This window comes from [Scytonema hofmanni] UTEX 2349 (genome assembly GCF_000582685.1).
Lineage (GTDB): Bacteria > Cyanobacteriota > Cyanobacteriia > Cyanobacteriales > Nostocaceae > Hassallia > Hassallia hofmanni.
On record NZ_KK073768.1, the window covers coordinates 2,383,937 to 2,408,495 of the forward strand.

Sequence of the window (24,559 nt, forward strand, 5' to 3'; positions counted from 1 at the left end):
GATAGACCATGTGACAGAAATACTGCAAAACCTTGTATGCCATAAGAATTTACCGTTTAAGGCTGTATAATGAGCAGTTGGCATTAAGTAGATGGGTGTAAATAAACACAACTATATTTCTGTCATTGCGTTCGCGGAGCGTCTCGTAGAGAGGAGGCACGACGTTCGCGCATCGTGTCGCAGACAAGCAATTCGCTTACGGTTATGGATTTTTTACATTTTGTTACATAGCTAGGTTTATTCGTGCATATCTACTTATACAACAATTGAACAGGGTGTGGGGGGTGGCTGAGTGGGGTGTAGGGCGTAGAAGAAGGGGTGTGGGGTGTGGGGAAAGAAATATAGAGTTACTTGAACTTTCTCCGTATTTTATTTCCACACCCTACCCCCAACACCCTACACCCTTCTTCTGGGGATTTGGACCCCACAAGAGCCGTAGACAGATAGCGAAATCTTATCAAAACCCAATTTCATGCAAACCTCTAAAGCAAGTATTCCGACAAATATAGTTTCTGGCTTTCATGCGCTTTCCGAACCGCTGAGGATTAGTGTGCTAGAACTGCTGCGAGAGCAAGAACTGTGTGTGTGTGATTTGTGCGATGCTTTAGAAGTAAGCCAGTCGAAACTGTCTTTTCACCTCAAAATCCTGAAAGAAGCGGGTTTAGTAAACTCCCGGCAAGAAGGACGCTGGATTTATTACAGTCTTAACTTGTCTCAATTTCTGGTTCTAGAGCAATATTTAGCAGAGTACCGCCGTTTTAGCCAGTTGTTACCTACTCGTTGCTGTCAAGATAACCGATGACATATCAAGTTTTTTTAATGCATATTTCTTACATTACAGATTTTATCTATCATTCATATCAACTTTTTTTGATATGATGGTTATATACTTTTGATATAACCCATAGGTATGAGGTCAATGAACGCAATAGCAAATAAATTGCCTCTCGCGTTTGGGATGTTTGCGATGCTTTGCAGTTGTACTGCGACAACCAACCCATCGGCTAACACCCAGCAAATTTCTCAAACGACAACAGTCAGTTCAGAAACAGCTGCGACGGCAACGATTAAGATTGATGGTTCTAGTACTGTTTATCCGATAACGCAGGCGATCGCTAAACAGTTTCAAGAAAATCAAAAGAATAATTCCCAGATTCAAGTTAACTTTTCCGGTACAAGCGGCGGTTTTGAGAAATTCTGTGCTGGAGAAATAGACATTAATGATGCCTCTCGACCGATTACCCAAGAAGAGATGGCAGTGTGTAATAAAAATGGCGTGAGGTACATAGAACTACCTGTTGCCTTTGATGCGCTAACTGTTGCCGTTAATCCTGCAAATAGCTGGGCAAAAGACATCACAGTTGAAGAACTGAAAAAGATATGGGAACCTGGGGCTGAAAGAAAAATCACCCGGTGGAACCAAGTACGAGCTTCTTGGCCCGATCGCCCATTAAATTTATATGGTGCAGGTAAAAACTCAGGTACATTTGACTACTTTACAGAAGCGATCGTTGGTCAAGCCAAAGCTAGCCGTAATGACTATACAGCAAGTGAGGATGATGAAGTTTTAGTTAATGGCATCAGCAAAGATGCGAATGCGTTAGGTTACTTTGGTTTTGCCTATTATGAAAAAAATCAAAATAAGTTAAAAGCACTAGCAGTAAATAACGGTAAAGAAGCAGTATTACCGTCGCGTCAAACAGTAGAGAAAGCTAGATATCAACCATTGTCTCGACCTTTGTTTATCTATGTCAATCCTTGGGATGCCAAAAATAAACAAGCGTTGAATAAATTCGTAACTTTTTACATTCAAAAAGCACCAACAACAGCGAGTTCTGTAGGATATGTGCCTTTACCAAATGAGGCTTACCATATCGATAATGTTCATTTAAATACAGGCAAAGCGGGAACAGTGTTTGCTGGTAAAGCTCAGATAGATTTAACACTTGGAGAGTTGTTACGCAGACAAAAGCAGTTTTAGCGATCAACTTTTAATTTTAGGGTGATATAGATGGGTACAAATAATCCGCGAGCAACTACAGCTTCAGTGCAAGCTGGGAGTAATTTGAGTTTTTTTGAAAAATACCTCACTGTTTGGGTATTATTCTGTATCTTGGCGGGAATTTTACTAGGAAGATTATTCCCCGGAATTGCGGTAGCACTAGATGCTATAAGCGTCTATCAAGTGTCAATTCCTATTGCCATATGTTTGTTTTTCATGATGTACCCCATCATGGTAAAAATTGATTTTACTCAAGCCGTAAACGCCATACGTGCCCCAAAACCCGTGATTCTGACTTTGGTAGTGAATTGGTTAATTAAACCATTCACAATGGTGGCATTTACACAGTTTTTCTTAGGATGGTTATTTCGTCCTTTAATTGCGGGAACTGAGCTAATTCATGGTAACGAAGTAGCAATATCAAATTCGTACATTGCGGGTACTATTCTATTAGGAATTGCTCCTTGTACTGCGATGGTACTGATGTGGGGATATCTTTCCTACGGCAACCAGGGACACACTTTGGTGATGGTAGCGGTGAACTCCTTAGCAATGGTGTTTTTGTATGCACCTTTGGGAAGGTGGTTACTAGCAGCGAATAATTTAACAGTACCTTGGGAAACAATTCTTTTATCCGTGCTGATTTATGTCGGCTTGCCGTTAATAGCAGGAATGTACAGCCGTTACTGGATTTTCAAACATAAAGGTAGAGAGTGGTTTGAACGACGATTTTTAAAGTATCTCAGTCCAATTGCAATTACCGCTCTTTTACTGACTTTGGTGTTGCTGTTTGCGTTCAAGGGAGAATTAATTGTGAATAATCCCTTGCATATTTTATTAATTGCAGTACCGCTATTTATCCAAACTAATTTTATTTTCCTGATTAGTTATGTAGCCGCGCTTAAACTCAATATTTCTTATGAAGATGCCGCACCAGCAGCATTAATTGGAGCTAGCAATCATTTTGAAGTTGCTATTGCTACTGCTGTAACGCTATTTGGTTTAAATTCTGGTGCAGCACTTGCCACAGTGGTAGGTGTTTTAATTGAAGTACCAGTTATGTTGTTGTTGGTTGAAGTCTGTAAACGTACAGCCGTTTGGTTTCCGCGAGAGCCGGAAAAAGCAACATTGCGAGATCCGCGTTGTATTAGTGCTTTCAAATAATCACTAGTCAACCCCTTGGGGCAATTCAAAATTCAAAAAAGATCAATGATGACAACATTGTTTATTTTTCCAAATTACGATTTATTGCACTACAGTTATTTAGGTGATTTTTGTGGAATATATTGCGAATAAACCGACTAAAAAACGTCTTTCTTTTCTCGATCGCTTCTTGACATTGTGGATATTTATCGCAATGGCTATTGGAGTTGGTTTAGGCTATTTCTCCCCTGGAATAGAAGCATTTATTAACCAATTTCAGGTGGGAACAACTAACGTTCCAATTGCTATCGGCTTAATTTTAATGATGTATCCACCTTTAGCAAAAGTGCGATATGAAGAATTAGGAGATGTATTTCGTAACGGTAAAATTCTCGGTTTGTCGTTATTGCAAAATTGGGTGATTGGTCCGATTCTCATGTTCGTGCTTGCCATCTTTTTTCTACATGATAAACCCGAATATATGGCTGGCTTAATCATGATTGGATTAGCCCGTTGTATTGCGATGGTGATTGTATGGAGTGATTTAGCTAGAGGGGACACTGAATATACAGCGGGATTGGTCGCTTTCAATAGTATTTTTCAAGTTCTCTTTTATAGTGTTTATGCTTGGTTCTTTCTCTCTGTTTTGCCACCTTTATTTGGCTTAAAAGCAAGTGTTGTTAATGTCAGTATTGGGGAAATTGCTACCAGCGTTTTTATCTATTTAGGTATTCCCTTCCTTGCTGGTTTTATCACTCGTGTTCTTTTGGTGAGAGCTAAAGGTAAACAGTGGTATCACAATGAATTTATTCCGAAAATTAGTCCAATTACATTGATTGCCTTGCTATTTACCATCGTGGTGATGTTTAGCTTAAAGGGCAATTTAATTGTTCAAATTCCTGTGGATGTTGTGCGAATTGCGATTCCGCTAATTATCTACTTTGTGTTAATGTTCTTGAGTAGTTTTTACATGGCATGGAGAATCAAAGCCGATTATGCGAAAGCTGCAAGTTTGGCATTTACGGCAGCGGGCAATAATTTTGAGTTAGCGATCGCTGTGGCAATTGCCGTATTTGGTATTAACTCAGGTGCTGCCTTTGCTGCTGTTATTGGACCATTGGTAGAAGTTCCAGTATTAATTGCTTTAGTTAGTGCAGCTTTCTGGATAAAAAGACGATTTTTCCAAGCATCATCAGCAGCCTTGTAGTTAAATAATTTTTATTGCAAATGACAACCTTTAATCACAAACCCAGAATATTGTTTTTATATGGCTCTTTAAGAGAGCGTTCTTATAGCCGTTTATTAGCAGAGGAAGCTGCAAGAATTATTGAAGAATTTGGTGCAGAAGTTAAATTTTTTGACCCTCGCGAATTACCAATTCACAACAGTGTGCCAGAAACTCATTATAAGGTACAGGAATTACGAGAATTGAGTTTGTGGTCAGAGGGTCAAGTTTGGTCATCACCGGAAATGCACGGTAATATTACTGGGATTTTGAAAAATCAAATTGACTGGATTCCTTTAAGTATAGGTGCAGTTAGACCGACTCAAGGCAGAACTTTGGCAGTAATGCAAGTTAGCGGTGGTTCTCAGTCTTTCAACGCTGTAAATACAATGCGGATTTTGGGACGTTGGATGCGGATGTTTACAATTCCCAATCAATCTTCGGTTGCGAAAGCTTATCAAGAGTTTAACGAAGATGGCACGATGAAAGATTCAGCTTACCGCGATCGCGTAGTTGATGTGATGGAAGAACTGTACAAATTTACATTGCTTTTACGCGACCAAGTTGATTATCTCACAGACCGCTACAGCGAACGTAAGGAAAAAGCCGCCAAAGAGATAATCGCGATCGCTAATAGTGCGCTAGAAGCTGATAAAAGTTTAACCAGTCAATCTACCAATAAATAACAACATCATGAAAAAAGTAATGTTTGTTTGTAAGAAAAATTCTCGTCGTTCTCAAATGGCAGAAGGATTTGCACGCACATTAGGAGAAGGCAAGATTTCTGTAAATAGTTCAGGTTTGGAAGCGAGTCATGTAGATCCGAAAACTGTTGATATCATGTCAGAAATTGGCGTTGATATTAGTAACCAAACTTCTAAGGCTTTAACTGATTTTCAAGCTGAAGATTTTGATGCGGTGATTTCTTTGTGTGGTTGTGGTGTGAATTTACCTGAAGCGTGGGTATTAAGAGAAGTTTTTCAAGATTGGCAATTAGACGATCCAGAAGGACAACCAATTGAAACTTTTCGTCGCGTTCGTGATGAAGTCAAACAACGGGTAGTAAAGTTGATAGAATCCCTAAGTTAAATAAGTCGGCGAAATTAAACGTAAAATACTCTCCTGATTCGTAGTGAGCGGTTCACCGCTCGTCGAGTCGTGATTTTAACGGCTGTTAGCGGAGCTTTCCCGAAGGGTAGCTGTTAAGTAGTCAGACAGAATTAATTACACAATGACTGTAAATATTTTTGTCCGACCACTTACTACGTTAAGGAGCGTTTATTTATGCCCATCTACACTTAAGGCTCGGTAACATTCATCCTTAGTAAAGGAGAATCAACATCTAAAAGCCAACGCTCATCTAAAAACTCTAGATTTTCATCGTAAATTAAAACAAGCTCACCAACTTTTTGAATTTGGGGATTGAGTTGAACCATCGCAGCAAGAGTAGTTTGGAGGGAAAACTTAAGTTGTAAAAAGCGTTCCTTACCCGTAAAACCAATGGAACTACTAAGCAACTGTGTTTCTAAAGTACGAGGCAAAATAACTTCTTCATAAAATACATCTTGTTCGTCCCAATAGCCGCACACTTTATAATCACAAGCCTCAAGATGTTCTTTTGCAAGTGCATTACTGTCTATATTTTCTACAATTGTGATTAAATCTTGCCACACTTGGTGATTTTTTAATTCCAGTTGAGTCATGGCTGTTTTTAGCTACGACTTCTAGTCGCCAGGGCTTTAATTTTCTATCTATAGTATGATGCCAAGTTTCAACAGATAAAGCTAAAATTTTCTACTAAGCTAAATTTTCTCATTTTCTCAGGTGTTGTGATTAATCAAACTTCTGAAAACCTTTTAAACCCTCACATTAAAAAATTATCTGATAAGGGTTACAAATTCACCTGGTTTGATTGGTTTTGCCTGTGGTATCCTCCAGGTTGGCTGATTTTATTTAACCGGCATTGGCAACATTATCACACAGATTCAGATGGTTGGAATTGGCTAGAGTATCTATTATTTTTAATTCCGGGTGGATTTTATCTAGCTTTATTAATTCGCTGGTTGCGGCTTAGATGTCGTTTACCGCGTCGTCAATTTGATGAATTTGAACCAAAATATCAACTAGCTTTTAGAGAAGAAATTCTGACTGTAATTGTTAAAGATTATTTCCATGCTGAATTACAACAACTTGAGAACTTGCCGCAGACAGGACCGATGATTGTGGCAATGAATCATGCGGGTATGTCATTTCCGTGGGACTTTTTGAGCGTAGGTTATTTATTAAGTAAAACACGCGAATGGGTAGTACAACCTTTAGCGAATGTATCTTTATTTGAGCATCCTTGGATGGTTTGGTGGCTGCCTTCAGGATGGTCTAAAGTTTTGGGTGGTGTGAAAGCCGAAAAAGATGACTTTGAAGCGGCGATAAAAGAGGGTAAAATTATTTTATATGCACCGGAAGGTTTGCGCGGACCGATAAAAGGTTGGGCAAAGCGATATGAGTTGCAAAAGTTTGATTTGAGTTTTATTCAGTTAAGCGATCGCTATCAAATTCCTATTCTCCCAGTCGTATGTATTGGTAGCGAAAATTTACATCCTTTCGCTGTTAATTTCCGGAAATTGCAGAGATTAGTAAGATTACCATTTTTGCCTTTATCACCTTTGATGTTCGTCTTTCTTCTCTTTCCTTCAATGGGAGTTTGGGCAAATAAATCTAATTTGCGTTACTTTATTCAGCCTTTGTATACTCCGGAAATTAACGCTGATAAACTAAGTAGAACTGTGGTTTATCAAAAAGCACAACAATTGCGAGAAAAGCTGCAAAGTCAAATTAATCAGCTTTTGTAGTTGATGCTTGATAGTTGTTATTTGTTAGTAGATAGTCGATGATTGGTGAAAGTAGCGATCGCATTACTCGCATCCAGATACATTAGACAGAGGTGATAAATTAATTGTGCGTTGTCTACAACCCTTGTAGAGAAGCAAAATTTCACGTTTCTACAATATTTTTCAACAAAACAAGTCGTTTGGTTCAAAAAACAAGTCGTTTGGTTCAGAACACAAGTCGTTTGGTTCAGAAAACAAGTCGTTTGGTTCAGAACACAAGTCGTTTGGTTCAGAACACAAGTCGTTTGGTTCAGAACACATCGGGTAATGTTGTATTTAGTACAGTTTTGCCTAAGAACGAGCGCATTTTTTAACGCAAAGGAACGCAGAGGGAAGCGCAGAGTAACGCAGAGTTTTTGTGATAAATTTTCGTCATGAATTAATGCAAAGTTGTACTTAGTCCACTGAAGAAGCACCAAAACGATAACCTTTACCGTAGACGGTGTGAATTAGTTGCGTTTCACCAGCTAGCTCAATCTTACGACGCAGCAAGCGAATTAATGCCGCGATCACATTGCTGCTGGGTTGTTCGTCATCTGACCACAAATGCTGCATAATTTGCGCGTGAGTCAGCAATTGTCCGCTATTTTCCATGAAATATTGCAACAGTTGACTTTCTTTTTCGGATAGTTCTATAATCCGTCCTGAGCGAAAGGCTACTTGATTTTCGCTATCAAGCTCTAAATCAGCTACAGTCAACCTTCCGCTAATGGTGGTTTGCGCTTCTCCAGCGTAACGACGCAACAAAGCACGCACTCGTGCTAGTAATTCCCGCAATTCAAACGGTTTAACTAAATAATCGTCTGCACCAGCATCTAAACCCTCTACTCTATCATCTAAAGTATCTTTAGCGGTGAGAAACAGCACCGGTGTGACTTTACCAGTACGTCGCAATTGCTGACAAATTTCCAAACCGGTTTTTCCTGGCAGCATCCAATCTAAAATTAGTAAGTCATAATTGCCTTCAGAAGCCAGTTGGCTACCATTTGTCCCATTATAAGCCGCATCCACAGTGTAACCCTCGCGAGTTAACACGCGACATAAAGGGTCAGTTAGTTCAACTTCATCGTCAACTAAAAGAATCCGCATGTTAAAAGTTATGAGTTATATCATGTCTGTTTAATTAACACTAATAGACATCTGGTAAAAATTAAATATGCATTACCCAGAACCCTTGATTAGACGTAGCAGTGCTACGTCTCTACATTCATTTTCACTTCTATGTCTAATAAAAGTCGTAAAGACGTTCCGGCGGAACGTCTCTACAGTATATGTGATTAGCCGGTCATGATATTATTAGTAAGCTATAAATTTAACATCTAGCTACTTATGATTACTGTTGCACTGCCAAAAGGGGAACTACTTAAAAATAGCATCCATTTGTTACAATCTGTGGGATTAGATTTTAGCGCTTTTTTGGATTCTGGAACTCGCCAACTACAAATTCCTGACACCACAGGCAAAGCAAAAGCTCTGCTGGTAAGGGCGCAAGATGTGCCTGTTTATGTAGAATATGGTCAGGCACAATTGGGTATTGTCGGTTACGACGTGCTGCGGGAGAAAAAGCCGGAAGTTGCTCACTTGGTTGATTTGCAGTTTGGCTATTGTCGCATGTCTGTGGCGGTGAAAGCATCGAGTTCTTACCGTTCGGCGTTGGAATTACCTGCTGATGGTAGAGTGGCATCAAAGTATGTGAATTGCGCTTGTGAATATTTCCAAAGTTTAGATTTACCTGTGGAAATTGTGCCGTTGTATGGTTCAGTAGAATTAGGACCCATTACCGGGATGTCAGAGGCGATCGTTGATTTGGTTTCTTCTGGGCGGACGTTGCGCGAAAATGGTTTGATTGAGATTGCGACATTGTATGAAAGCACGGCACGATTGATTGCCCATCCCCTAAGTTATCGTCTAAATATAGGTAATTTGCACAACTTAGTTGAAGATGTGAGAAAGCAAATTCTTTGCGTAATCTAACATGTAGGTGAAATTTATGTGTGCATGGAATGCAGCCGATTACAACCAAAATTCTGCTAATCAGCAAAGATGGGCACGGGAATTAATTGCGAAACTTGACTTGAAAGGAAATGAAAGAATTCTCGATATCGGCTGCGGTGATGGTAAAGTTACTGCGGAAATTGCAAGTTATGTACCTAATGGTTCGGTGCTGGGTATTGATAATTCGGAAAATATGATCAACTTTGCTCAGAGTCAGTTTCCAGCAACTAATTTTCCTAATCTGACTTTCCAGCAAAAAGATGCTCTTCAGCTAAATTTTGACAATGAATTTGATGTAATTGTTTCTTTTGCTTGTCTTCACTGGATAAGTGACCATCTTCCAGTGCTTGCAGGTATTAAAAATAGCCTGAAATCATCTGGAATAATTTTATTGCAAATGGGTGGAAAAGGAAATGCTCTGACGATTGGACGTGTTACCGAGAAGGTTATTTATAGTGAGAAATGGAGCAAGTATTTTGAGAATTTCTCTTTTAAGACTCATTTTTTTAGCGACGATGAATATAAGGATTTGCTGAAAAGTGTTGGCTTGAAAGCACAACGAGTAGAATTAATTCCTACAGACATGATTCATCAAGGAAAAGAAGAAGTACAAGCATGGATTAGAACGGTTGGATCTCCTAATTATGTATGTAGAGTACCTGAGGATTTACAATCCGAGATTATTACAGAAATAGTTGATACCTATCTGGAAAGTTATCCTTTAGATAGTGAGGGTTTTGCTCATGTGCCGATGATAAGACTAGAAGTTGCAGCAACAAAAATATAGTAAATATAGTCGAAAATCTTACCCAAAGAGTGTCAATTACTTTTAGTTGAGGATATGCGATCGCAACTTTGGTCTACAGTCGGGTGCCTTAAACAAGTCTAACGCAGCATTGAACTGCAATCAGTAACGCCAAATTTGGTCAGTTTGAGGCGGTTTATTTGATGTTAGTCCCACTATTTGGGCTTAATGAACTTAAGAGTCATGCGATCGCTCTCCCCAATAGCAAGGAGGCGTTGCCGATCTTTTTGTCCTTGCCTTAAGGTCGGAGGTAACGCCCATACACCATCCACATAGTCTTTGGTATCCTTGGGGTTGGCGTTAATTTCTGATTTATCCAGCAATTTGAAGCCGACTTTCTCCACAGCAGCAATTACCCCATCTTCAGACATATAGCCCGTTTTAATACTCTCTTGTAACAAAGTCCCTGGTTTAGCACGGTGTTCTTCCACTCCCAGAATGCCCCCTGGCTTCAGTGCTTTGTAAGCTGCCGCATAAACCTGGTCGGCATAACCAGCACTGACCCAGTTATGAATATTGCGGAAGGTAACAACCATGTCTACAGAGTTATCTGGGGCTAGGGTAAGTTCCTTTGGGGGATTAATTGGAGCGACTTTAACCTTACCAAAAACCTCTGGATTAGCTGCTAGCTTCTGTTGGAAAGCCAAGGCTAGCTTCTGTTGGAAAACCACCATCGGTAGTTTACTATTGTTGGGAGCGAAGTTAGTAACTATGAGCTGCCCCTTGGGTGCTAGAAATGGGGCTAATATCTCAGTGTACCAACCGTTCCCCGCCCATAATTCAACTACGGTCATATTTGGGCGTAAACCAAAGAATTCGAGAGTTTGGGCTGGGTGGCGATATTTGTCTCGGTCACGATTCTTCTGTGAGCGATGACTGCTAGCAAGTATGGTTTGGAGTGTTGTCGTGCCATCGAAAGTTGTGGATTTTTCGCTCTCGTTAGCCATAACACTGGGGGGCATTACGGATGCCAACATCAAGAAAGCTAAAATCAAGGCTTTTAGCAGGCTAAAGCGATCGGTGTGATTTTGTCTCATATAACGTTTTTCTCCTTTCCCTCAGCATAAAGGCAAATAGCCCCTTTTAATCTTGTTATGGCTGATTTTCGCTTGATATTGGGTTTATTTGATTCTTCCACCAATCCCAACAACCGCCAATGAATTTATCAGGCTAATAGCTGAAATCGTCTTTAGACAACTTAGTAAGGCTTTCAGTCAGTTAAAACTCACTCGCGCGATCGCATAATAAACCACATCGACATTGTAAAAGTGAGCATCTTTTTCATACTTCATGCCGATTTTTTGAATTACACGCACAGAAGCGATATTTTCTGGTTTAGCGATCGCCACTATCCGATCTAACTTTATTTCCTCAAAGCCATAGTTCAAAGTCGCTTTAGATGCTTCGGTAGCCAATCCCCTATTCCAATACGATTTGTCGAACACATAACCAAGTTCAACTTCAGGCGTATTATCCAAAAAACCTAATCCACAACGACCAATCATTTTACTGCTTTGTTTGTCAATTACGGCATACATCCCAAAGTTATGTTCCTGCCAGTGTTGGATATGTTTACATAAGCTTGCCTGTGTCTGTTCTCTGGTTCTAAGCGACAGATACCTCATAACTTCTGGATCGCTGTAAAGGCGATACAAATCATCAAAATCTGCTAAGGTAAATTGCCGAAGTTGCAATCTGGCGGTTTCAATCTCTGGCATGATGTGGGAGTATGAATATTGACGATACATTAGGAAAGGTTGCTTTTCTGATTGTAAAAATTAATATAATGCTCTTATTATGAGCACTACCAAACCTTTCAAAAAATCCTATACAGGGAACCGTCGTCGTGAGAATGACTGGCGGTTATTTTTGCGTTTAGTACCCTACGCACGAAAACGTGGACGACTGCTAGCGCTTTCGATGTCGTTACTCGTGCCGATCGCTGTAGCCGGTGCGATACAACCTTTGCTAATTGGACAAGCCATATCCCTAATTCGCTCGGAACCAAGCACTTACGAGTTTCTCCGAAATCGCCCTTTAATGCAAGGGCTAAATATTGTTGAAGCATTGTTGCTCTTAACGGTGAGCATCAACCTGATATTTACTGGTTTTCAGGGTTATCTGGTACAAAAGCTAGGACAAGAAATCACCGCCGAAATTCGCCGGGATTTATTCGCTCATGTTACATCTTTAGCGGTACGTTTTTTTGACCGCACACCTGTTGGTAAATTAATTACTAGACTCACCAGCGATGTGGAAGTGTTAGGTGATGTTTTTTCCACTGGAGCGATCGGCATAGTCTCGGATTTGTTTTCGATGCTGGTGATTCTCGGTTTTATGTTTTCTATTCAGTGGGAACTCGCTTTGTTATTGTTGTTGATGCTGATACCAATCACCTGGTTAATTGTTTTCTTTCAGCAACAGTTTCGCAAAGCTAATTACAAAGTGCGGGAAGAACTTTCTGTCCTGAATTCCCAGTTGCAAGAAAATATTACTGGCATTAATGTTGTACAGTTGTTCCGGCGGGAAAAATTTAATGCCCAATTGTTTCGTAACACAAACCAAGATTACGTCAAAGAAGTCGATCAAACCATCTTTTTTGATTCGGCAGTTTCCGCTACATTGGAATGGATTTCTTTAATAGCGATCGCCAGTGTTTTATGTATCGGCGGTTTATTGTTATTAAATAAACAGTTGACATTTGGCACGTTATCGGCATTTATTTTGTATGCCCAGCGATTGTTCGATCCTTTGCGACAATTTGCGGAAAAATTCACAACAATTCAAGCTGGTTTTACTGCGATTGAGCGGGTTAGCGATATTTTAGATGAACCGATAGAAATACGCGATAGGACTAATCCGCGATACTCCTTTTTAGATTCAGAATTTGGTTATATCGACGATATCGTAGAGAACTTAAATTCTCAAACAGCAAATGGTAAGTCTGCAAGAGGAGAAATCCGCTTTGAACATGTTTGGTTTGCCTATAAAGACGATGAATATGTCATTAAAGACTTAGATTTTACCATTCATCCAGGTGAAAAAATAGCATTAGTTGGTCCCACAGGTGCAGGTAAAAGTTCAATTATCCGTCTTTTGTGTCGTCTCTACGAACCCAGCAAAGGACGCATTTTAATAGATGGTGTAGATATTCGCGAAGTAACCCAAGCAGAACTGCGACGATACATGGCAGTAATTTTGCAAGAAGGCTTTTTGTTTGCAGGTGATGTTAAAAGCAATATCACTTTAGGAGACAGTTACACCTTTGAGCAAATTCAACAAGCAGCACAAAAAACAAACATTGACGAATTTATTGAAAATCTCCCTCAAGGTTACGATACCCAACTTAGGGAGAGAGGTACAAATCTTTCCAGCGGACAAAAGCAACTTTTAGCGTTTGCGCGAGCTGCAATTCGCAATCCGCAAATTTTGGTATTAGATGAAGCAACCGCTAGTTTAGATGTAGGCACCGAAGCTTTAATTCAACAAGCATTAAATCAGCTTTTAGTTGAACGTACTGCAATTATTATTGCTCACCGTCTGTCTACGATTCGCAATGTAGATCGAATTTTTGTCTTGAAGCGAGGAGAATTAATCGAACAGGGAAGTCATGAAGAGTTGCTGCAACAAGAAGGACTTTACGCCACTTTACACAACTTACAAATGTTAGGAACTACTTAATTCCGCTATTCGTATCGTCTTTGTAGAGACGTTCCGGTGGAACGTCTCTCTACATTAGTAAGTAATTTACCAGACATGATATTAATAAGATTTGTGGTAGATAAAAACCCTTGAATTATCTGTACATTACCTGCTTGGCAATGCACAAAAAGCTGGAACCTTGCTAGCAATAAGATTGAGACTAGTTACAGCATATTTGGCAAACACTGACTCTTTCGTAGCATTGCAAGAACCTTTCAATTCTTTAGTTTTGCTTTCGTCTTTGACAAGTCGAGTCTGATAAGTGTAGAGAGAACCAGACGGTTTTTCAAAAGTTAGCTCTGCTTCAATTGTACAATTATCTAAGCTTTGCTTAATGATTTTGCCTGCTACTTTGTAGTCAAACCAATCCCATCCGTAGCGAAGGATCAATTCTCTTTCCAAAATTTGCATCGCAGATGGCAAAATTCCCCAACCTCGATAGACTTTATGCAAGCAATTAATATCACCGCTGCGTGTCAAAATCGACTTGAATGACTCTTGATCTAGCGCACCGTAGTATCTTCCTTCTGGTAAGTCTATGGCTGTTGGTGCAAATCTATGTCCACCAAAGTGGCTTGATTTCCAAATTCGCACATCATCCAAACCCAAATCAGAAATAGTAGTGTCTGCGTGATAGTAAAACGGATTGCCATATCTAGCACAACACATATCATGGCTACCGTGCGTACACACTAAAATATCTCTGGTTACACTTGTTTTTACTTCATACTTGAGAGTGTTGCCCGATAACCATTTTCTGATAGTAGGTGCTGCTTGCTCAATATTTGGCAGTTTAAACTCTTGTTTGCGATATCCATTGCCAAGACCTTCTTGTTGATGATAAATCAACAATGTGGTGTGGTCTATTTTATGGGATTCATTATTAGCAATCAAGAGAAATCTTATCGGCTGTTTAGTCCGCTTTACTTCTTCGACTAAAACTTTCAGACTATTGGGCACCCATCTGGAATTCAAAGCTTCCGAATGCCAAGGTGGAGGACACTCTATTAAAACATAAGTTTGGTAGTTGGTGGCGCTACCAATAAGATCCTCTCCTACTTCTTTTGAATGGTCGGAACAAAATAAATGAGTCATCTACCTGTACTGAGTTGTGTATTTGATAAATCAATTTTCTCTAAATGAAAGTGTTATTTTCATTACAAAACTTTCCTCTTAACAATGTTTTTCACTACTCATCCAAAGAAACTGCTGCCTTTGATACCAAGCAAGACAATGAAGGAAAGATATATATTCTCCAACTCAAACCTGGTAGCCACTTTATAACATCATTTATAGGAAATGTCTCTTTTTTAAAGATATTTTCTCTAATAGAGTTAAGCGTACAAATAGATACTTTCTCAACTGCAATGTTTATTTTGCATACAATGCTATCTGGCAGTTCATGAATTTTGAATGGCAGAAACTTGGACTTGATAAACTTTGTTACACAACCAAAGTCAAAAATATTGAATCTTGCCTGATAATCTAGACAGTATCTAGCTTTCAGCTTGCTGAAGCTATTAGAATACTTGTGATAATTATCACAATAAATTCTTTTACAAGAATTTTCTATTAATATATAAATATAATTTACTACAGCATTTGTCTCTACACCTAAAGGTATATTCTTATGCCACGTTGATAAAAAAAACTCTTTAATTACCTTTGCGAAAAAGTCAATACCAATTTGCCAAGACGCTTGTAAAGTTAGATGCACAGCTTTTTTATTGAAAGCGATCGCATAATCCCAATCAGCTTTTTTACAACACTTAATGAAATTGCTATTTATACTTTCATCGCCAACTTTTTGATCTAATCTCAAGCACTGCTGTCGGCACTTTAACTGATATAAATTGAAAATATTTGTAAACTTTTGGCAAAAAAATACTGCTTTTCTTGCTCCGGATTTCTTTAACAATTCTTCAAGACTATATAGTTTTAATATTTGCTTTAAGAACATATTGCTAAATATTATCAATTAAAGAGAAAAAAATAAACCAGCGTTGGTTTAAGTCGTTGACATCTCACCCCCTACCTGACAGTACAAGTTTCCGGTGGGGATCTGCATTGACTGTAACTGAAGTCAATAACAAAAGCAAGTATTTGATAACATTTATGATTTTTCTTTGGCTGATAAATCCCCAAAACCCTGTTAAATCAAGGTAATGTGCTTTTTTATGCTATCAAAAAGTTACAATAGTAACCATCAGTTCTATCTATATAATAGACAATATTTCTCAAAAAAGTATGGGGTTTAAAAGGTATTTATCCGTTTGAAGCTTTTTTAAGTGCCGACGGGAAACCGCACCTGCCTAGCCGGCTTTTGCGAACCAGTAGGCAGGCGAAATGATATGCATCTTCAGATAAAAACGGTATGAATGGTTTTAGTTGTGTTACACCATTTCCGCTTAAATACAAGTCAATACTGTAGATAGGTTTGACGGCGTAATGTCTTTTCAAAGCAGGAAGCAAGCTACCGGGTTAGCTTCAAAGGCATACCCGGTTTTTTGGCGTTTTATCATCTACCGCAAGAGGTAGATGCAATCTTCACGGCGACTAGCCCCGCGATAAGTACAATCGGAATCGGTTGTTGAATTAGATAAGCCATAGCTGGGTGATTCATGAACATTTGCTAGCGTTGGCATCGTCAAGGCGATCGCACTAAATAACAATAGTGATAAAATTTTCATTGGTTTAGCCACTCGGATATTTAATTGATCGCGATTAGTGAGCTAATACCCGGTACTTTATGAGAACTTGTTTAGTCTTAAACTTGGCTTAATAGCAGTTTGGTGCGGTTGGACAGGTCGCAGGGGTGATAGTTAAAAAAATCAGCATTTTGTTTAAGCAAAAGAATATTCACATCTGCTACAAATTGCTGCTGTAAATGTTGATCGCAGCAATCAAAGTTAGTAAATCAAAAAGTTTACGTTAAGAGCGATCGCTCTTGGCTTAAGTATTTTTTAAGTACCATCGCTTCTGGTGGTACGAGAAGTTTTATGACTAGACGGTTTATTTTAGTTTAAATATAATGCGCGATCGCACACATAGCTCATGCGATCGCATGAGCGTGGATAACTTGAAGCTGAGAAGTTGAATTTTATTCCTCAAAAGTTATCTCAGTCTGAAGAATTGCCAGATTTTCACGAACAGTGATAGTGTGGGGATGATTCACACCTAACTGACGCTCAAAAATATCTAAAGCTTCTTGCAGTAAAGGTTTGGCTTGGCTGTAACTTCCTTGAGATTTGTAGAGTTCCACCAAGTTGTTTAAGCTTTGCGCGACATAGGGATGGTTGTCTCCCAGCAAGCGTTTATCGAGTTCCAATGCTTTGATGGAAAATTCTTCTGCTTTAGTGTAGCAACCCTGAATTCTGTACATATAACCGAGAGCGTAGATAGTATCTGCCAAAAGAGGATGATCTTCTGGCAGTAGAAGCTGTTTGAGTTTCAAAGCTTCCAGAAACAATGGTTCTGCTTCGCTATAGCGTCCTTGAGCGCGGTATATCAAAGCCAAATTGTGAATATCTGTAGCTAAATCAGGGTGCTTTTCTTTTAAAAATTGCTTATCTAGTTCTATTGCTCTCAGTGCTAGAGGTTCGGCTTCACTATAGCGTCCTTGATAATAGTAGAGTAATGCCAAATTGTTGAGGCTTTCGGCAACAGCGGGATATTCTTTTCCCAAAAGATGTCGCCTCAGTTGCAAAGCTTGTTGGTATAATGGTTCAGCCTGGTTGTAACGTCCTTGAGAACGGTAGAGTTCCGCCAAGTTGTTGAGAATAGGTGCAAGATAGGGATGTTCTTCTCCCCGGAGGTGTCGCATTACTTCCAAAGCTTGTTGGTATAATGGTTCGGCTTCGTCGTAACGTCCTTGGCATTTGTAAACTCCTGCTAAGTTGTTTAAGCTTTGCGCGACATAGGGGTGGTTGTCTCCCAAGCGCTTTTTACTAACTTCTAGACACTGCTTAAACCAAGGTTCTGCCTGAGCATACAATCCCTGACCTTTGTAAAATCGACCATTACCGACGAAAGCCCAGATTAAATCTTCATCGCTAATATATTCGATAAAATTCTTCGCTACCTCGGCTAAATGAGGCATAGCGGGGGAGAAAGTGGTGATTTCTTTGAGGGTAGGGGTTGGAGGAATATATTTAGCGATCGCTATAATTACTTTGACAAAAGCTTGTTTAAAATTCCCCCCACTTTCCTGCAAAGGTGGTGCTTCTAACTTTGCTTGAAAAAATTCTCGTAACAGTCGATGCAGTTGATAAATTCCCTTGGACTTACGCTGTAGCAAATGCAAATTCACCAGCTTCTCATCCCGACTTTCTTCTAACTCTTCTGCATCCGCATTAGGTAAGCACTGTTTCACTAACTCCCAAGGTATCGGTGCAGCACCAAATAAACTCAGTAAACATGCTAATTGCTTATCTGTATCGTTTAATTCATCCCAACTCAACTCAAAGGCTGCTTCCACACTTTTATCTGCTGTCATGTCGTCTTCTAGCTGAGACAAAGAACGTTCTTTTAGTCCCTTTTTCTCCAACCTCTGCAACATTTTTGCTATAGACAAATCCTCTTTTCTTGCCAAATACCGTCCAACTAACTCTAACCCCAAAGGCAAATATCCCAACCTTTCAGCTAGAGATGCGAAATACGAAGTCTCTAGATTAGCCCGTTCATCCCCAATTAGTTTTCGCAACAACTCCAACGCGGCTTGCGGTTGCAGCACATCTAATGATAACTTTTGAATCTGCCCGAAGTGCGATCGCGTTGTCATCAGCACTTTAAATCGGGTGGATGACGGCGGTAAATACGGCTGAATTTCTTTGTATTTAATGACATCATCCAGCACTAGCAACACTTTACCCTCACACCAGCGCTGCCAACAGTATGCTACTTGCCCGACTAAATCCAAATCAGTCAAGGGGTTTAATTCTAAGTGAATGCGAGCAAATTGCACCACCTGTAAACCCACATTACCGATTTTGACACCACACCAGCAAATCCCACCAGAGTAAAATTGGCGCTGCTTGAGTGCATATTGCAGCGCTAATTCTGTTTTACCCACACCACCCATACCAGCGATCGCGGCGATCGCCACTTGATGATTTCCCTGCAAGAATTGGTGGAGAAGTTCGAGTTCATTTTCACGTCCCACGAATTTCGTCGCCCCACTCCAAGGCAAATTATCTGGTATTTTAATGGGGGGATTTAACTTTGTCCGTTCCCGTTCAGACGACTGTAGTCAAAAGATGTTAGTTCCATTAAAAGTATTTCCTTGAAAGACGTTTTTAATCGATTCAGCTAACTTTGTAGAACTGATAACACCCGTAGGTTGCGAATTAATTTCATTTGCTAATGTCTGGACTTTTGGCGCAACTTGTGGATCGGCATTTGCAGCTGCTTCTACTTCCCGCACTGCAAAAGCAATTTCGCGGTCTGCGTCTGCTGCTGCTTTCAACTCTAGAACTGCTTTGCCATAATCTAATCGCTCTTGCGTTTCTTGTGTTGCATTCGCAAGCAATGGTAGCTTATTTTTATGGCGTAGCTGTTCGATTAACTTATGACTTTCATTTAATGCAGTTTCTCCCAGCTTTTCACCTGTTTTTTCTAGGGCTTTAGTGAAAACTATCGTGGCGATCGCTGTTGCTACAGCTGTTAATGTTACAGGTTCCATGCAGCAAGCTTTTAAGTACAATAGAACAGTTATTTCTATCTTCAAGTGTATGCTTGTCTTCTCCGGTGAAGCATAAAAATATAGTAAGAAAAGAGCGGACTGAAGTACGCACTACGAAATAAAATTATTTAATACTGCATCCGCTTTTGGTGGTTTAATGATTCTAAGTAGAAGATAAACTTTAGCATTCAAGGTAGTGCGATCGCACTTATAACACCATTATTAACAACCATATAATAGCGATCGCACTTAGAACACCATCATTAACAACCATATAATAGCGATCGCCTATAGATTTACACTTGAAAGTAGAGCGATGTCTCCGACGGGCTATGCCTACGCCACCTTTCGGCTCAATGATATACCAAAATGAATGCGGGAATTACTCAAATGAAAATACATTTAGGCAGATTTAGTAAGTCAAAGCTTATTTGACTTGCGGAAAACACCGAAATGAGTAAGTCAAAGCTTCTTTTGAGAAAGTCAAAGCTTCTTTTGCTTGCGGAAAACACCGAAATGAGAAAGCAAAAGCTTCTTTTGCTTGCGGAAAACACCGAAATGAGAAAGCAAAAGCTTCTTTTGAGAAAGTCAAATGGCATTTTTACCTAATCTGACATCTTGCACCATTCTCAACAACCGCCTCAGAATGAATTCTGAGGCTAATAGCTTAAGTCGTCTAAAGACGACTGAGAAAGAATTTCAGTCCATTTCAATGGACTTAAGCTATTAGCCCAGAAATTTATTTCTGGGTGGGTGATGCTGCTAATCGAGATTGCTGCAAGATATCAGCCCCTCACTAGCGGCGATCGCACTTTCAAGTTTTATCATGGTACGCTTTGCATAAAACCTGTAAATTTGTAGCTTCGTGTAGTTTATTCTGGATTTGAGGGAGAGCGATCGCATGAGCGTGGTTTAAAATCAAAAATAGAGCGATCGGCTTTACAATATCACCATTGCACCTCAGAACGATCAAAAAGATATTGACAAACTCAACACATACTAAATAGCATTAAATGATATGTTATTTGAATACAAATATCTCAATCTACCATGAAAAGTGATTTTTTTATTGATGAAAAGCTCATAGATGAAGCAATTCAAGTAACTGGGCTTAAGACTAAACAAGAAGTAATTGAACTTGGACTAAAGACACTAATTAAACTAAAGCAACAAGAAAAAATAAAAGCTTATCGAGGTAATCTCCAATGGGAAGGCAACCTTGATGAGATAAGAACCAATTCATGATTATTGTAGATTCAAGTGTCTGGATAGACTATTTTAACGGTAGGGAAACCCCAGAAACAAATAAACTAGATACACTTTTGGGAGTAGAACCGCTTGCAATTGGTGATCTGATATTGACTGAGGTACTGCAAGGATTTCGCTCTGATGCCGATTATCAAACAGCAAAGGAACTGCTGACTTCTCTGACAATTTTTGAAATGTTAGGTATTAATCTTGCTTTCAAGAGTGCTGACAACTATAGAAGTCTCCGAAAATGTGGCATTAGTATTCGCAAAACGGCTGATGTAATTATCGCTACTTTTTGCATTGAAAGCCAAAACTCACTTTTGTTCAGCGATAAAGATTTCTTGCCATTTGTTCAACATCTTGGGTTGTTTACCGTTTCAACAAAAGTATAAAAATTCCAATCTTTTAAGTTTTAGCATGGTACGCTTTGCATAAAAGCTGTAAATTCGTAGCTTCGTGTAGTTTATTCTGGATTTGAGGGAGTGCGTTTTCACAGGCGATCGCACATGATTATACAATTGAAGTCGAGCGATCGCACGGGCAACACCATCATTCCACCTGAGAACAGAAACGTTCTCACTTGAAACAGAAACGTTCTCACTTGAAACAGAAACGTTCTCACTTGAAACAGGAACGTTCTCACTTGAAACAGGAACGTTCTCACTTGAAACAGGAACGTTCTCACTTGAAACAGGAACGTTCTCACTTGAAACAGGAACGTTCTCACTTGAAACAAGAAACTTTGAGTTCAGAACACGAACCTTGGAGATAAAAGCTTGACTGATGAGGTTGGGAACTTAAATTTTACTGTTCTGAGGGGGGGCGATCGCGCAGATTTGCTAAATTTTCACGACATTTGACAGTGTGGGGATGATTCACCCCTAACCGTCGCTCAAAAATATCCAAAGCTTCAAGGTACAATGGTTCAGCTTCGGTATAACGTCCTTGTAAGTAGTAGAGTTTTGCCATGTTGTTGATGCTTTGTGCGACATGTGGATGTTCTTCTCCCAACAGTTGACGCCAAAGTGCCAAAGCTTGGATTAAAAGGGGTTCAGCTTCGCTGTATCTGCCTTGAGAAAAGTAGAGTACTGCTAGATTGTTGAGGCTTTGTGCGACATCTGGATGTTCTTCTCCCAGCAGTTTGTGCCTGAGTGCCAAAGCTTGGATGTAAAGGGGTTCGGCTTCGCTGTATCTGCCTTGGGAGTCGTAGAATGCCGCTAGGTTGTTGAGGCTAGCGGCGACATCTGGATGTTCTTCTCCCAGCAGTTTGTGCCTGAGTGCCAAAGCTTGGATGTAAAGGGGTTCGGCTTCGCTGTATCTACCTTGGGAGTCGTAGAGTAACGCTAGGTTGTTGAGGCTAGTGGCGACATCTGGATGTTCTTCTCCCAGCAGCTTGCGCCAGAGTCCTAAAGCTTGGATTAAAAGGGGTTCAGCTTCACTGTATCTGCCTTGGGAGTAGTAGAGTAACGCTAGGTTGTTGAGGCTACGTGCGACATCTGGATGTTCTTCTCCCAGCAGTTTGCGCCTGAGTGCCAATGCTTGGATGTCAAGGGGTTCGGCTTCGCTGTATTTGCCTTGAGATACGTACAATGCCGCTAGGTTGTTGAGGCTACGTGCGACATCTGGATGTTCTTCTCCCAGCAGCTTGCGGTAGAGTGCTAAAGCTTGGATGTAAAGGGGTTCGGCTTCGCTGTATCTGCCTTGATATCTGTAGAGCCCCGCTAGGTTGTTGAGGCTAACGGCGACATCTGGATGTTCTTCTCCCAGCAGTTTGCGCCTGAGTGCCAATGCTTGAATTAAAAGCGGTTCGGCTTCGCTGTATCTGCCCTGGGAGTTATAGAGTCCCGCTAGGTTGTTGAGGCTTTCTGCAACAAATGGGTGTTCCTCTCCTAAGCGTTTTTTGGTAACTTCTAGACACTGCTTATACCAAGGTAAAGCTTGGTTATACAATCCTTGACCATCGTAAAATCGAGCGTTACCGATAAATACTCCAGTTAAATCATTATCGTTGACGTATTGAATAAGATTATTTGCTACTTCTGCTAAATGAAGTATAGCAAGGGAGACGGCGCTGATTTGCTCAAGAGTGGGCGTTTCAGGAATATCCTTGGCAACCGCTACCATTACTCTAGCAAACCCTCGTTTAACATCCCCCGAATTTTCCTGAAAAGGTGGTGCTTCTAACTTCGCTTGAAAAAATTCGCGCAGCAGTGGATGCAGTTGATAAATTCCCTTTTCCTTACGTTGTAGCAAATGCAATTTCAGCAGTTGATCATCCCGACTTTCTTCTATCTCTTCTGCATCCACATCGGGTAAACAAGATTCTACCAACTCCCAAGGTATCGGTGCAGCAGCAAATAAACTCAGCAAACACGCTAATTGCTTATCTGTATCCTTTAATTCTTCCCAACTTAACTCAAAAGCTGCTTGCACACCTAGCTGTGCTGTCATATTTTCTTCTGGCTGAGACAAAGAACGCTCTTTGAGTTTCTTTTTCTCCAACCTCTGCAACATTTCTGCTAAAGACAAATCCTCTTTTCTTGCTAGATACCGTCCAACTAACTCTATCCCCAAAGGCAAATATCCCAACCTTTCACACAATTGCAAGGCTACCACTTCACCGATTGACCTCTCCCCTAACCCCTCCCCTGCGAGGGGAGGGGAACTGAACTCCCCCTTCCCTCGCAGGGAAGGGGGTTGGGGGGTTAGGTCAATTCTTTCATCCCCAATTAGTTTTCCCAACAACTCCAGCGCGGCTTGTGGTTGCAGCACATCTAATGGTAATTTAGGAATCTTCCCAAAGTGCTTTCTGGTTGTCATCAACACCTTAAATCGGGTAGATGAGGGCGGTAAATAGGGCTGAATATCCTTATATATAGTGACATCATCCAGCACTAGCAACACATTACCACCACGCCAGCGCTGCCAACAGTATTTCACCTGCCCGATTAAATCTAAATCTGTCAACGGGTTTAAATCTAGGTGAATGCGGGCAAATTGCACCACCTGTAAACCCACATCACCGCTTTTGACACCACACCAGCAAATCCCACCAGAGTAAAATTCGCGGTGTAAAAGTGCATATTGTAGCGCTAATTCTGTTTTACCCACACCACCCATACCAGCAACGGCGGCTACTGCTACAGAGTCATTTTCCTGCAATAATTGGTGGAGATGTGCAAGTTCTTTTTCACGTCCGACGAACTTTGTCGCCCCACTCCAGGGCAAATTATCTGGTATTATAAGGGGATTTAACTTTGTCGGTTCCCGTTCGGACGACTGTAGTCAAAAATTACCACCAATAATAGTAATATTTCCTTGAAAGAGGTTTTTAATCGATTCAGCTAACTTTGTAGAATTGATGACACCTGCGGGTTGCGAGTTGATATCATTTGCTAATTCTTTGACTTTTGGTGCAACTTGTGGATCGGCGTTTGCTGCTGCTTCTACTTCCCGCACTGCAAAAGCAATTTCGCTATCTGCGTCTGCTGCTGCTTTCAACTCCAGAACTGCTTTGCCATAATCTAATGGCTGCTGTGGATTTTCTTGTGTTGCATTGGCAAGTAATGGTAACTTATTCTTATGGCGTAGCTGTTCGATTAACTTATGACTTTCATTTAATGCAGTTTCTCCAAGCTTTTCGCCTGTTTTTTCCAAGGCTTTAGTTAAAACTATAGTAGCGATCGCTGTTGCTACTGCTGTTAATGTTACAGGTTCCATAATTAAACTATTAACTACGAGATTACACTTATCTTTATCTTCAAGTGTAAGCTTGTCGTTTCCGGTTTTGCAGAAAAATATAGTCATATCGTGTCCGGGTAATTAGTTATGATTCCCATAGTCATTGCACCCCACCCCCAGCCCCTCC

General features: G+C 40.3%; 24 protein-coding genes. 13 read left to right on the plus strand and 11 right to left on the minus strand.

The features are described from left to right. Positions 1-472: 472 nt before the first annotated feature. The 6 genes from TOL9009_RS0115595 (at position 473) to arsC (ending at position 5,459) form a co-directional block, all read left to right on the plus strand. Positions 473-802, plus strand: coding sequence for an ArsR/SmtB family transcription factor (locus tag TOL9009_RS0115595; protein WP_029633615.1), 330 nt, complete (start codon positions 473-475; stop codon positions 800-802). 117 nt (positions 803-919) lie between these two features. Then, complete coding sequence (locus TOL9009_RS0115600) at positions 920-1,981, plus strand: PstS family phosphate ABC transporter substrate-binding protein (RefSeq protein WP_029633616.1); 1,062 nt, start codon at positions 920-922, stop codon at positions 1,979-1,981. A gap of 30 nt (positions 1,982-2,011) precedes the next feature. After that, positions 2,012-3,166: an ACR3 family arsenite efflux transporter gene (arsB, locus tag TOL9009_RS0115605; protein ID WP_029633617.1), complete on the plus strand. Its 1,155-nt coding sequence runs from the start codon at positions 2,012-2,014 to the stop codon at positions 3,164-3,166. A 112-nt stretch (positions 3,167-3,278) separates the two neighbouring features. After that, on the plus strand, positions 3,279-4,352 hold the full coding sequence (gene arsB, locus TOL9009_RS0115610) for an ACR3 family arsenite efflux transporter (protein ID WP_029633618.1): 1,074 nt from the start codon (positions 3,279-3,281) through the stop codon (positions 4,350-4,352). Between the two features lie 20 nt (positions 4,353-4,372). Next, on the plus strand, positions 4,373-5,056 hold the full coding sequence (gene arsH, locus TOL9009_RS0115615; protein ID WP_029633619.1) for an arsenical resistance protein ArsH: 684 nt from the start codon (positions 4,373-4,375) through the stop codon (positions 5,054-5,056). 7 nt (positions 5,057-5,063) lie between these two features. Next, a complete protein-coding gene (gene arsC / locus TOL9009_RS0115620) occupies positions 5,064-5,459 on the plus strand; it encodes an arsenate reductase, glutathione/glutaredoxin type (RefSeq protein ID WP_029633620.1) in 396 nt (131 codons plus the stop codon). 209 nt (positions 5,460-5,668) lie between these two features. On the opposite strand, the gene TOL9009_RS0115625 is transcribed toward arsC, so the two are convergent. After that, the gene (locus TOL9009_RS0115625) at positions 5,669-6,073 is read right to left on the minus strand and encodes a hypothetical protein (protein ID WP_029633621.1); all 405 of its coding nucleotides are present in this window, start codon (positions 6,071-6,073) and stop codon (positions 5,669-5,671) included. Between the two features lie 126 nt (positions 6,074-6,199). Between TOL9009_RS0115625 and TOL9009_RS0115630 the strand changes: the two genes are divergently transcribed. Beyond that, positions 6,200-7,219 carry a 1-acyl-sn-glycerol-3-phosphate acyltransferase gene (locus TOL9009_RS0115630; RefSeq protein ID WP_029633622.1) on the plus strand — a complete coding sequence of 340 codons (1,020 nt, stop codon included), beginning with the start codon at positions 6,200-6,202 and terminating at the stop codon, positions 7,217-7,219. 435 nt (positions 7,220-7,654) lie between these two features. On the opposite strand, the gene rppA is transcribed toward TOL9009_RS0115630, so the two are convergent. Then, on the minus strand, positions 7,655-8,347 hold the full coding sequence (gene rppA / locus TOL9009_RS0115635; RefSeq protein ID WP_029633623.1) for a two-component system response regulator RppA: 693 nt from the start codon (positions 8,345-8,347) through the stop codon (positions 7,655-7,657). Between the two features lie 240 nt (positions 8,348-8,587). Here rppA and hisG point away from each other — a divergent pair, with 240 nt between their 5' ends. Next, the gene (hisG, locus tag TOL9009_RS0115640) at positions 8,588-9,232 is read left to right on the plus strand and encodes an ATP phosphoribosyltransferase (protein WP_029633624.1); all 645 of its coding nucleotides are present in this window, start codon (positions 8,588-8,590) and stop codon (positions 9,230-9,232) included. Positions 9,233-9,248: 16 nt separating this feature from the next. Beyond that, the gene (locus tag TOL9009_RS0115645) at positions 9,249-10,040 is read left to right on the plus strand and encodes a methyltransferase domain-containing protein (protein ID WP_029633625.1); all 792 of its coding nucleotides are present in this window, start codon (positions 9,249-9,251) and stop codon (positions 10,038-10,040) included. A gap of 173 nt (positions 10,041-10,213) precedes the next feature. Here the strand turns inward: TOL9009_RS0115645 and TOL9009_RS0115650 are convergent, their stop codons facing one another. After that, positions 10,214-11,095: a class I SAM-dependent methyltransferase gene (locus TOL9009_RS0115650; RefSeq protein ID WP_029633626.1), complete on the minus strand. Its 882-nt coding sequence runs from the start codon at positions 11,093-11,095 to the stop codon at positions 10,214-10,216. A gap of 177 nt (positions 11,096-11,272) precedes the next feature. Further along, positions 11,273-11,776: a GNAT family N-acetyltransferase gene (locus TOL9009_RS0115655; protein ID WP_029633627.1), complete on the minus strand. Its 504-nt coding sequence runs from the start codon at positions 11,774-11,776 to the stop codon at positions 11,273-11,275. 79 nt (positions 11,777-11,855) lie between these two features. Here TOL9009_RS0115655 and TOL9009_RS0115660 point away from each other — a divergent pair, with 79 nt between their 5' ends. Continuing rightward, positions 11,856-13,739, plus strand: coding sequence for an ABC transporter ATP-binding protein (locus tag TOL9009_RS0115660; protein WP_029633628.1), 1,884 nt, complete (start codon positions 11,856-11,858; stop codon positions 13,737-13,739). Positions 13,740-13,865: 126 nt separating this feature from the next. Here the strand turns inward: TOL9009_RS0115660 and TOL9009_RS0115665 are convergent, their stop codons facing one another. The 5 genes from TOL9009_RS0115665 to TOL9009_RS0115680 all read right to left on the minus strand — a co-directional run bounded on the left by TOL9009_RS0115665 (position 13,866) and on the right by TOL9009_RS0115680 (position 19,440). Then, positions 13,866-14,855, minus strand: a complete 990-nt coding sequence (locus TOL9009_RS0115665) for a sucrase ferredoxin (protein WP_029633629.1) — start codon at positions 14,853-14,855, stop codon at positions 13,866-13,868. Between the two features lie 94 nt (positions 14,856-14,949). Continuing rightward, a complete protein-coding gene (locus tag TOL9009_RS39345; protein WP_029633630.1) occupies positions 14,950-15,720 on the minus strand; it encodes a hypothetical protein in 771 nt (256 codons plus the stop codon). Positions 15,721-16,282: 562 nt separating this feature from the next. Then, the gene (locus TOL9009_RS47360; RefSeq protein WP_186227572.1) at positions 16,283-16,450 is read right to left on the minus strand and encodes a hypothetical protein; all 168 of its coding nucleotides are present in this window, start codon (positions 16,448-16,450) and stop codon (positions 16,283-16,285) included. Between the two features lie 410 nt (positions 16,451-16,860). Next, positions 16,861-18,921 (minus strand): tetratricopeptide repeat protein, encoded by a 2,061-nt coding sequence (locus tag TOL9009_RS0115675; protein WP_260675900.1) that lies wholly within the window; start codon positions 18,919-18,921, stop codon positions 16,861-16,863. A gap of 87 nt (positions 18,922-19,008) precedes the next feature. Next, a complete protein-coding gene (locus TOL9009_RS0115680; protein ID WP_029633632.1) occupies positions 19,009-19,440 on the minus strand; it encodes a hypothetical protein in 432 nt (143 codons plus the stop codon). A gap of 1,050 nt (positions 19,441-20,490) precedes the next feature. On the opposite strand from TOL9009_RS0115680, the gene TOL9009_RS0115690 reads away from it, so the two are divergent. The 3 genes from TOL9009_RS0115690 (at position 20,491) to TOL9009_RS45710 (ending at position 21,463) form a co-directional block, all read left to right on the plus strand. After that, positions 20,491-20,685 (plus strand): type II toxin-antitoxin system VapB family antitoxin, encoded by a 195-nt coding sequence (locus TOL9009_RS0115690; RefSeq protein ID WP_029633633.1) that lies wholly within the window; start codon positions 20,491-20,493, stop codon positions 20,683-20,685. Next, a complete protein-coding gene (gene vapC, locus TOL9009_RS0115695) occupies positions 20,682-21,083 on the plus strand; it encodes a type II toxin-antitoxin system VapC family toxin (protein ID WP_029633634.1) in 402 nt (133 codons plus the stop codon). The genes TOL9009_RS0115690 and vapC overlap by 4 nt, the downstream gene beginning before the upstream one ends. 188 nt (positions 21,084-21,271) lie before the next feature. After that, entirely contained in the window at positions 21,272-21,463 is a 192-nt protein-coding gene (locus tag TOL9009_RS45710; RefSeq protein WP_144238253.1) for a hypothetical protein, read from the plus strand. 32 nt (positions 21,464-21,495) lie between these two features. Here TOL9009_RS45710 and TOL9009_RS39350 read toward each other — a convergent pair whose 3' ends face one another. Both TOL9009_RS39350 and TOL9009_RS0115705 read right to left on the minus strand, forming a co-directional pair. Next, entirely contained in the window at positions 21,496-23,919 is a 2,424-nt protein-coding gene (locus TOL9009_RS39350; RefSeq protein WP_038296377.1) for a tetratricopeptide repeat protein, read from the minus strand. A 57-nt stretch (positions 23,920-23,976) separates the two neighbouring features. Further along, complete coding sequence (locus tag TOL9009_RS0115705) at positions 23,977-24,498, minus strand: hypothetical protein (RefSeq protein WP_242055682.1); 522 nt, start codon at positions 24,496-24,498, stop codon at positions 23,977-23,979. Positions 24,499-24,559 lie beyond the last annotated feature (61 nt).

Coding starts and splice junctions, on each gene's coding strand:
- TOL9009_RS0115595 (WP_029633615.1), top strand. CDS start 473: ATGCAAACCTCTAAAGCAAGTATTCCGACAAATATAGTTTCTGGCTTT.
- TOL9009_RS0115600 (WP_029633616.1), top strand. CDS start 920: ATGAACGCAATAGCAAATAAATTGCCTCTCGCGTTTGGGATGTTTGCG.
- arsB (WP_029633617.1), top strand. CDS start 2,012: ATGGGTACAAATAATCCGCGAGCAACTACAGCTTCAGTGCAAGCTGGG.
- arsH (WP_029633619.1), top strand. CDS start 4,373: ATGACAACCTTTAATCACAAACCCAGAATATTGTTTTTATATGGCTCT.
- arsC (WP_029633620.1), top strand. CDS start 5,064: ATGAAAAAAGTAATGTTTGTTTGTAAGAAAAATTCTCGTCGTTCTCAA.
- TOL9009_RS0115625 (WP_029633621.1), bottom strand. CDS start 6,073: ATGACTCAACTGGAATTAAAAAATCACCAAGTGTGGCAAGATTTAATC.
- rppA (WP_029633623.1), bottom strand. CDS start 8,347: ATGCGGATTCTTTTAGTTGACGATGAAGTTGAACTAACTGACCCTTTA.
- hisG (WP_029633624.1), top strand. CDS start 8,588: ATGATTACTGTTGCACTGCCAAAAGGGGAACTACTTAAAAATAGCATC.
- TOL9009_RS0115645 (WP_029633625.1), top strand. CDS start 9,249: ATGTGTGCATGGAATGCAGCCGATTACAACCAAAATTCTGCTAATCAG.
- TOL9009_RS0115650 (WP_029633626.1), bottom strand. CDS start 11,095: ATGAGACAAAATCACACCGATCGCTTTAGCCTGCTAAAAGCCTTGATT.
- TOL9009_RS0115655 (WP_029633627.1), bottom strand. CDS start 11,776: ATGCCAGAGATTGAAACCGCCAGATTGCAACTTCGGCAATTTACCTTA.
- TOL9009_RS0115660 (WP_029633628.1), top strand. CDS start 11,856: ATGAGCACTACCAAACCTTTCAAAAAATCCTATACAGGGAACCGTCGT.
- TOL9009_RS0115665 (WP_029633629.1), bottom strand. CDS start 14,855: ATGACTCATTTATTTTGTTCCGACCATTCAAAAGAAGTAGGAGAGGAT.
- TOL9009_RS39345 (WP_029633630.1), bottom strand. CDS start 15,720: ATGTTCTTAAAGCAAATATTAAAACTATATAGTCTTGAAGAATTGTTA.
- TOL9009_RS47360 (WP_186227572.1), bottom strand. CDS start 16,450: ATGAAAATTTTATCACTATTGTTATTTAGTGCGATCGCCTTGACGATG.
- TOL9009_RS0115680 (WP_029633632.1), bottom strand. CDS start 19,440: ATGGAACCTGTAACATTAACAGCTGTAGCAACAGCGATCGCCACGATA.
- TOL9009_RS0115690 (WP_029633633.1), top strand. CDS start 20,491: ATGAAAAGTGATTTTTTTATTGATGAAAAGCTCATAGATGAAGCAATT.
- vapC (WP_029633634.1), top strand. CDS start 20,682: ATGATTATTGTAGATTCAAGTGTCTGGATAGACTATTTTAACGGTAGG.
- TOL9009_RS0115705 (WP_242055682.1), bottom strand. CDS start 24,498: ATGACTATATTTTTCTGCAAAACCGGAAACGACAAGCTTACACTTGAA.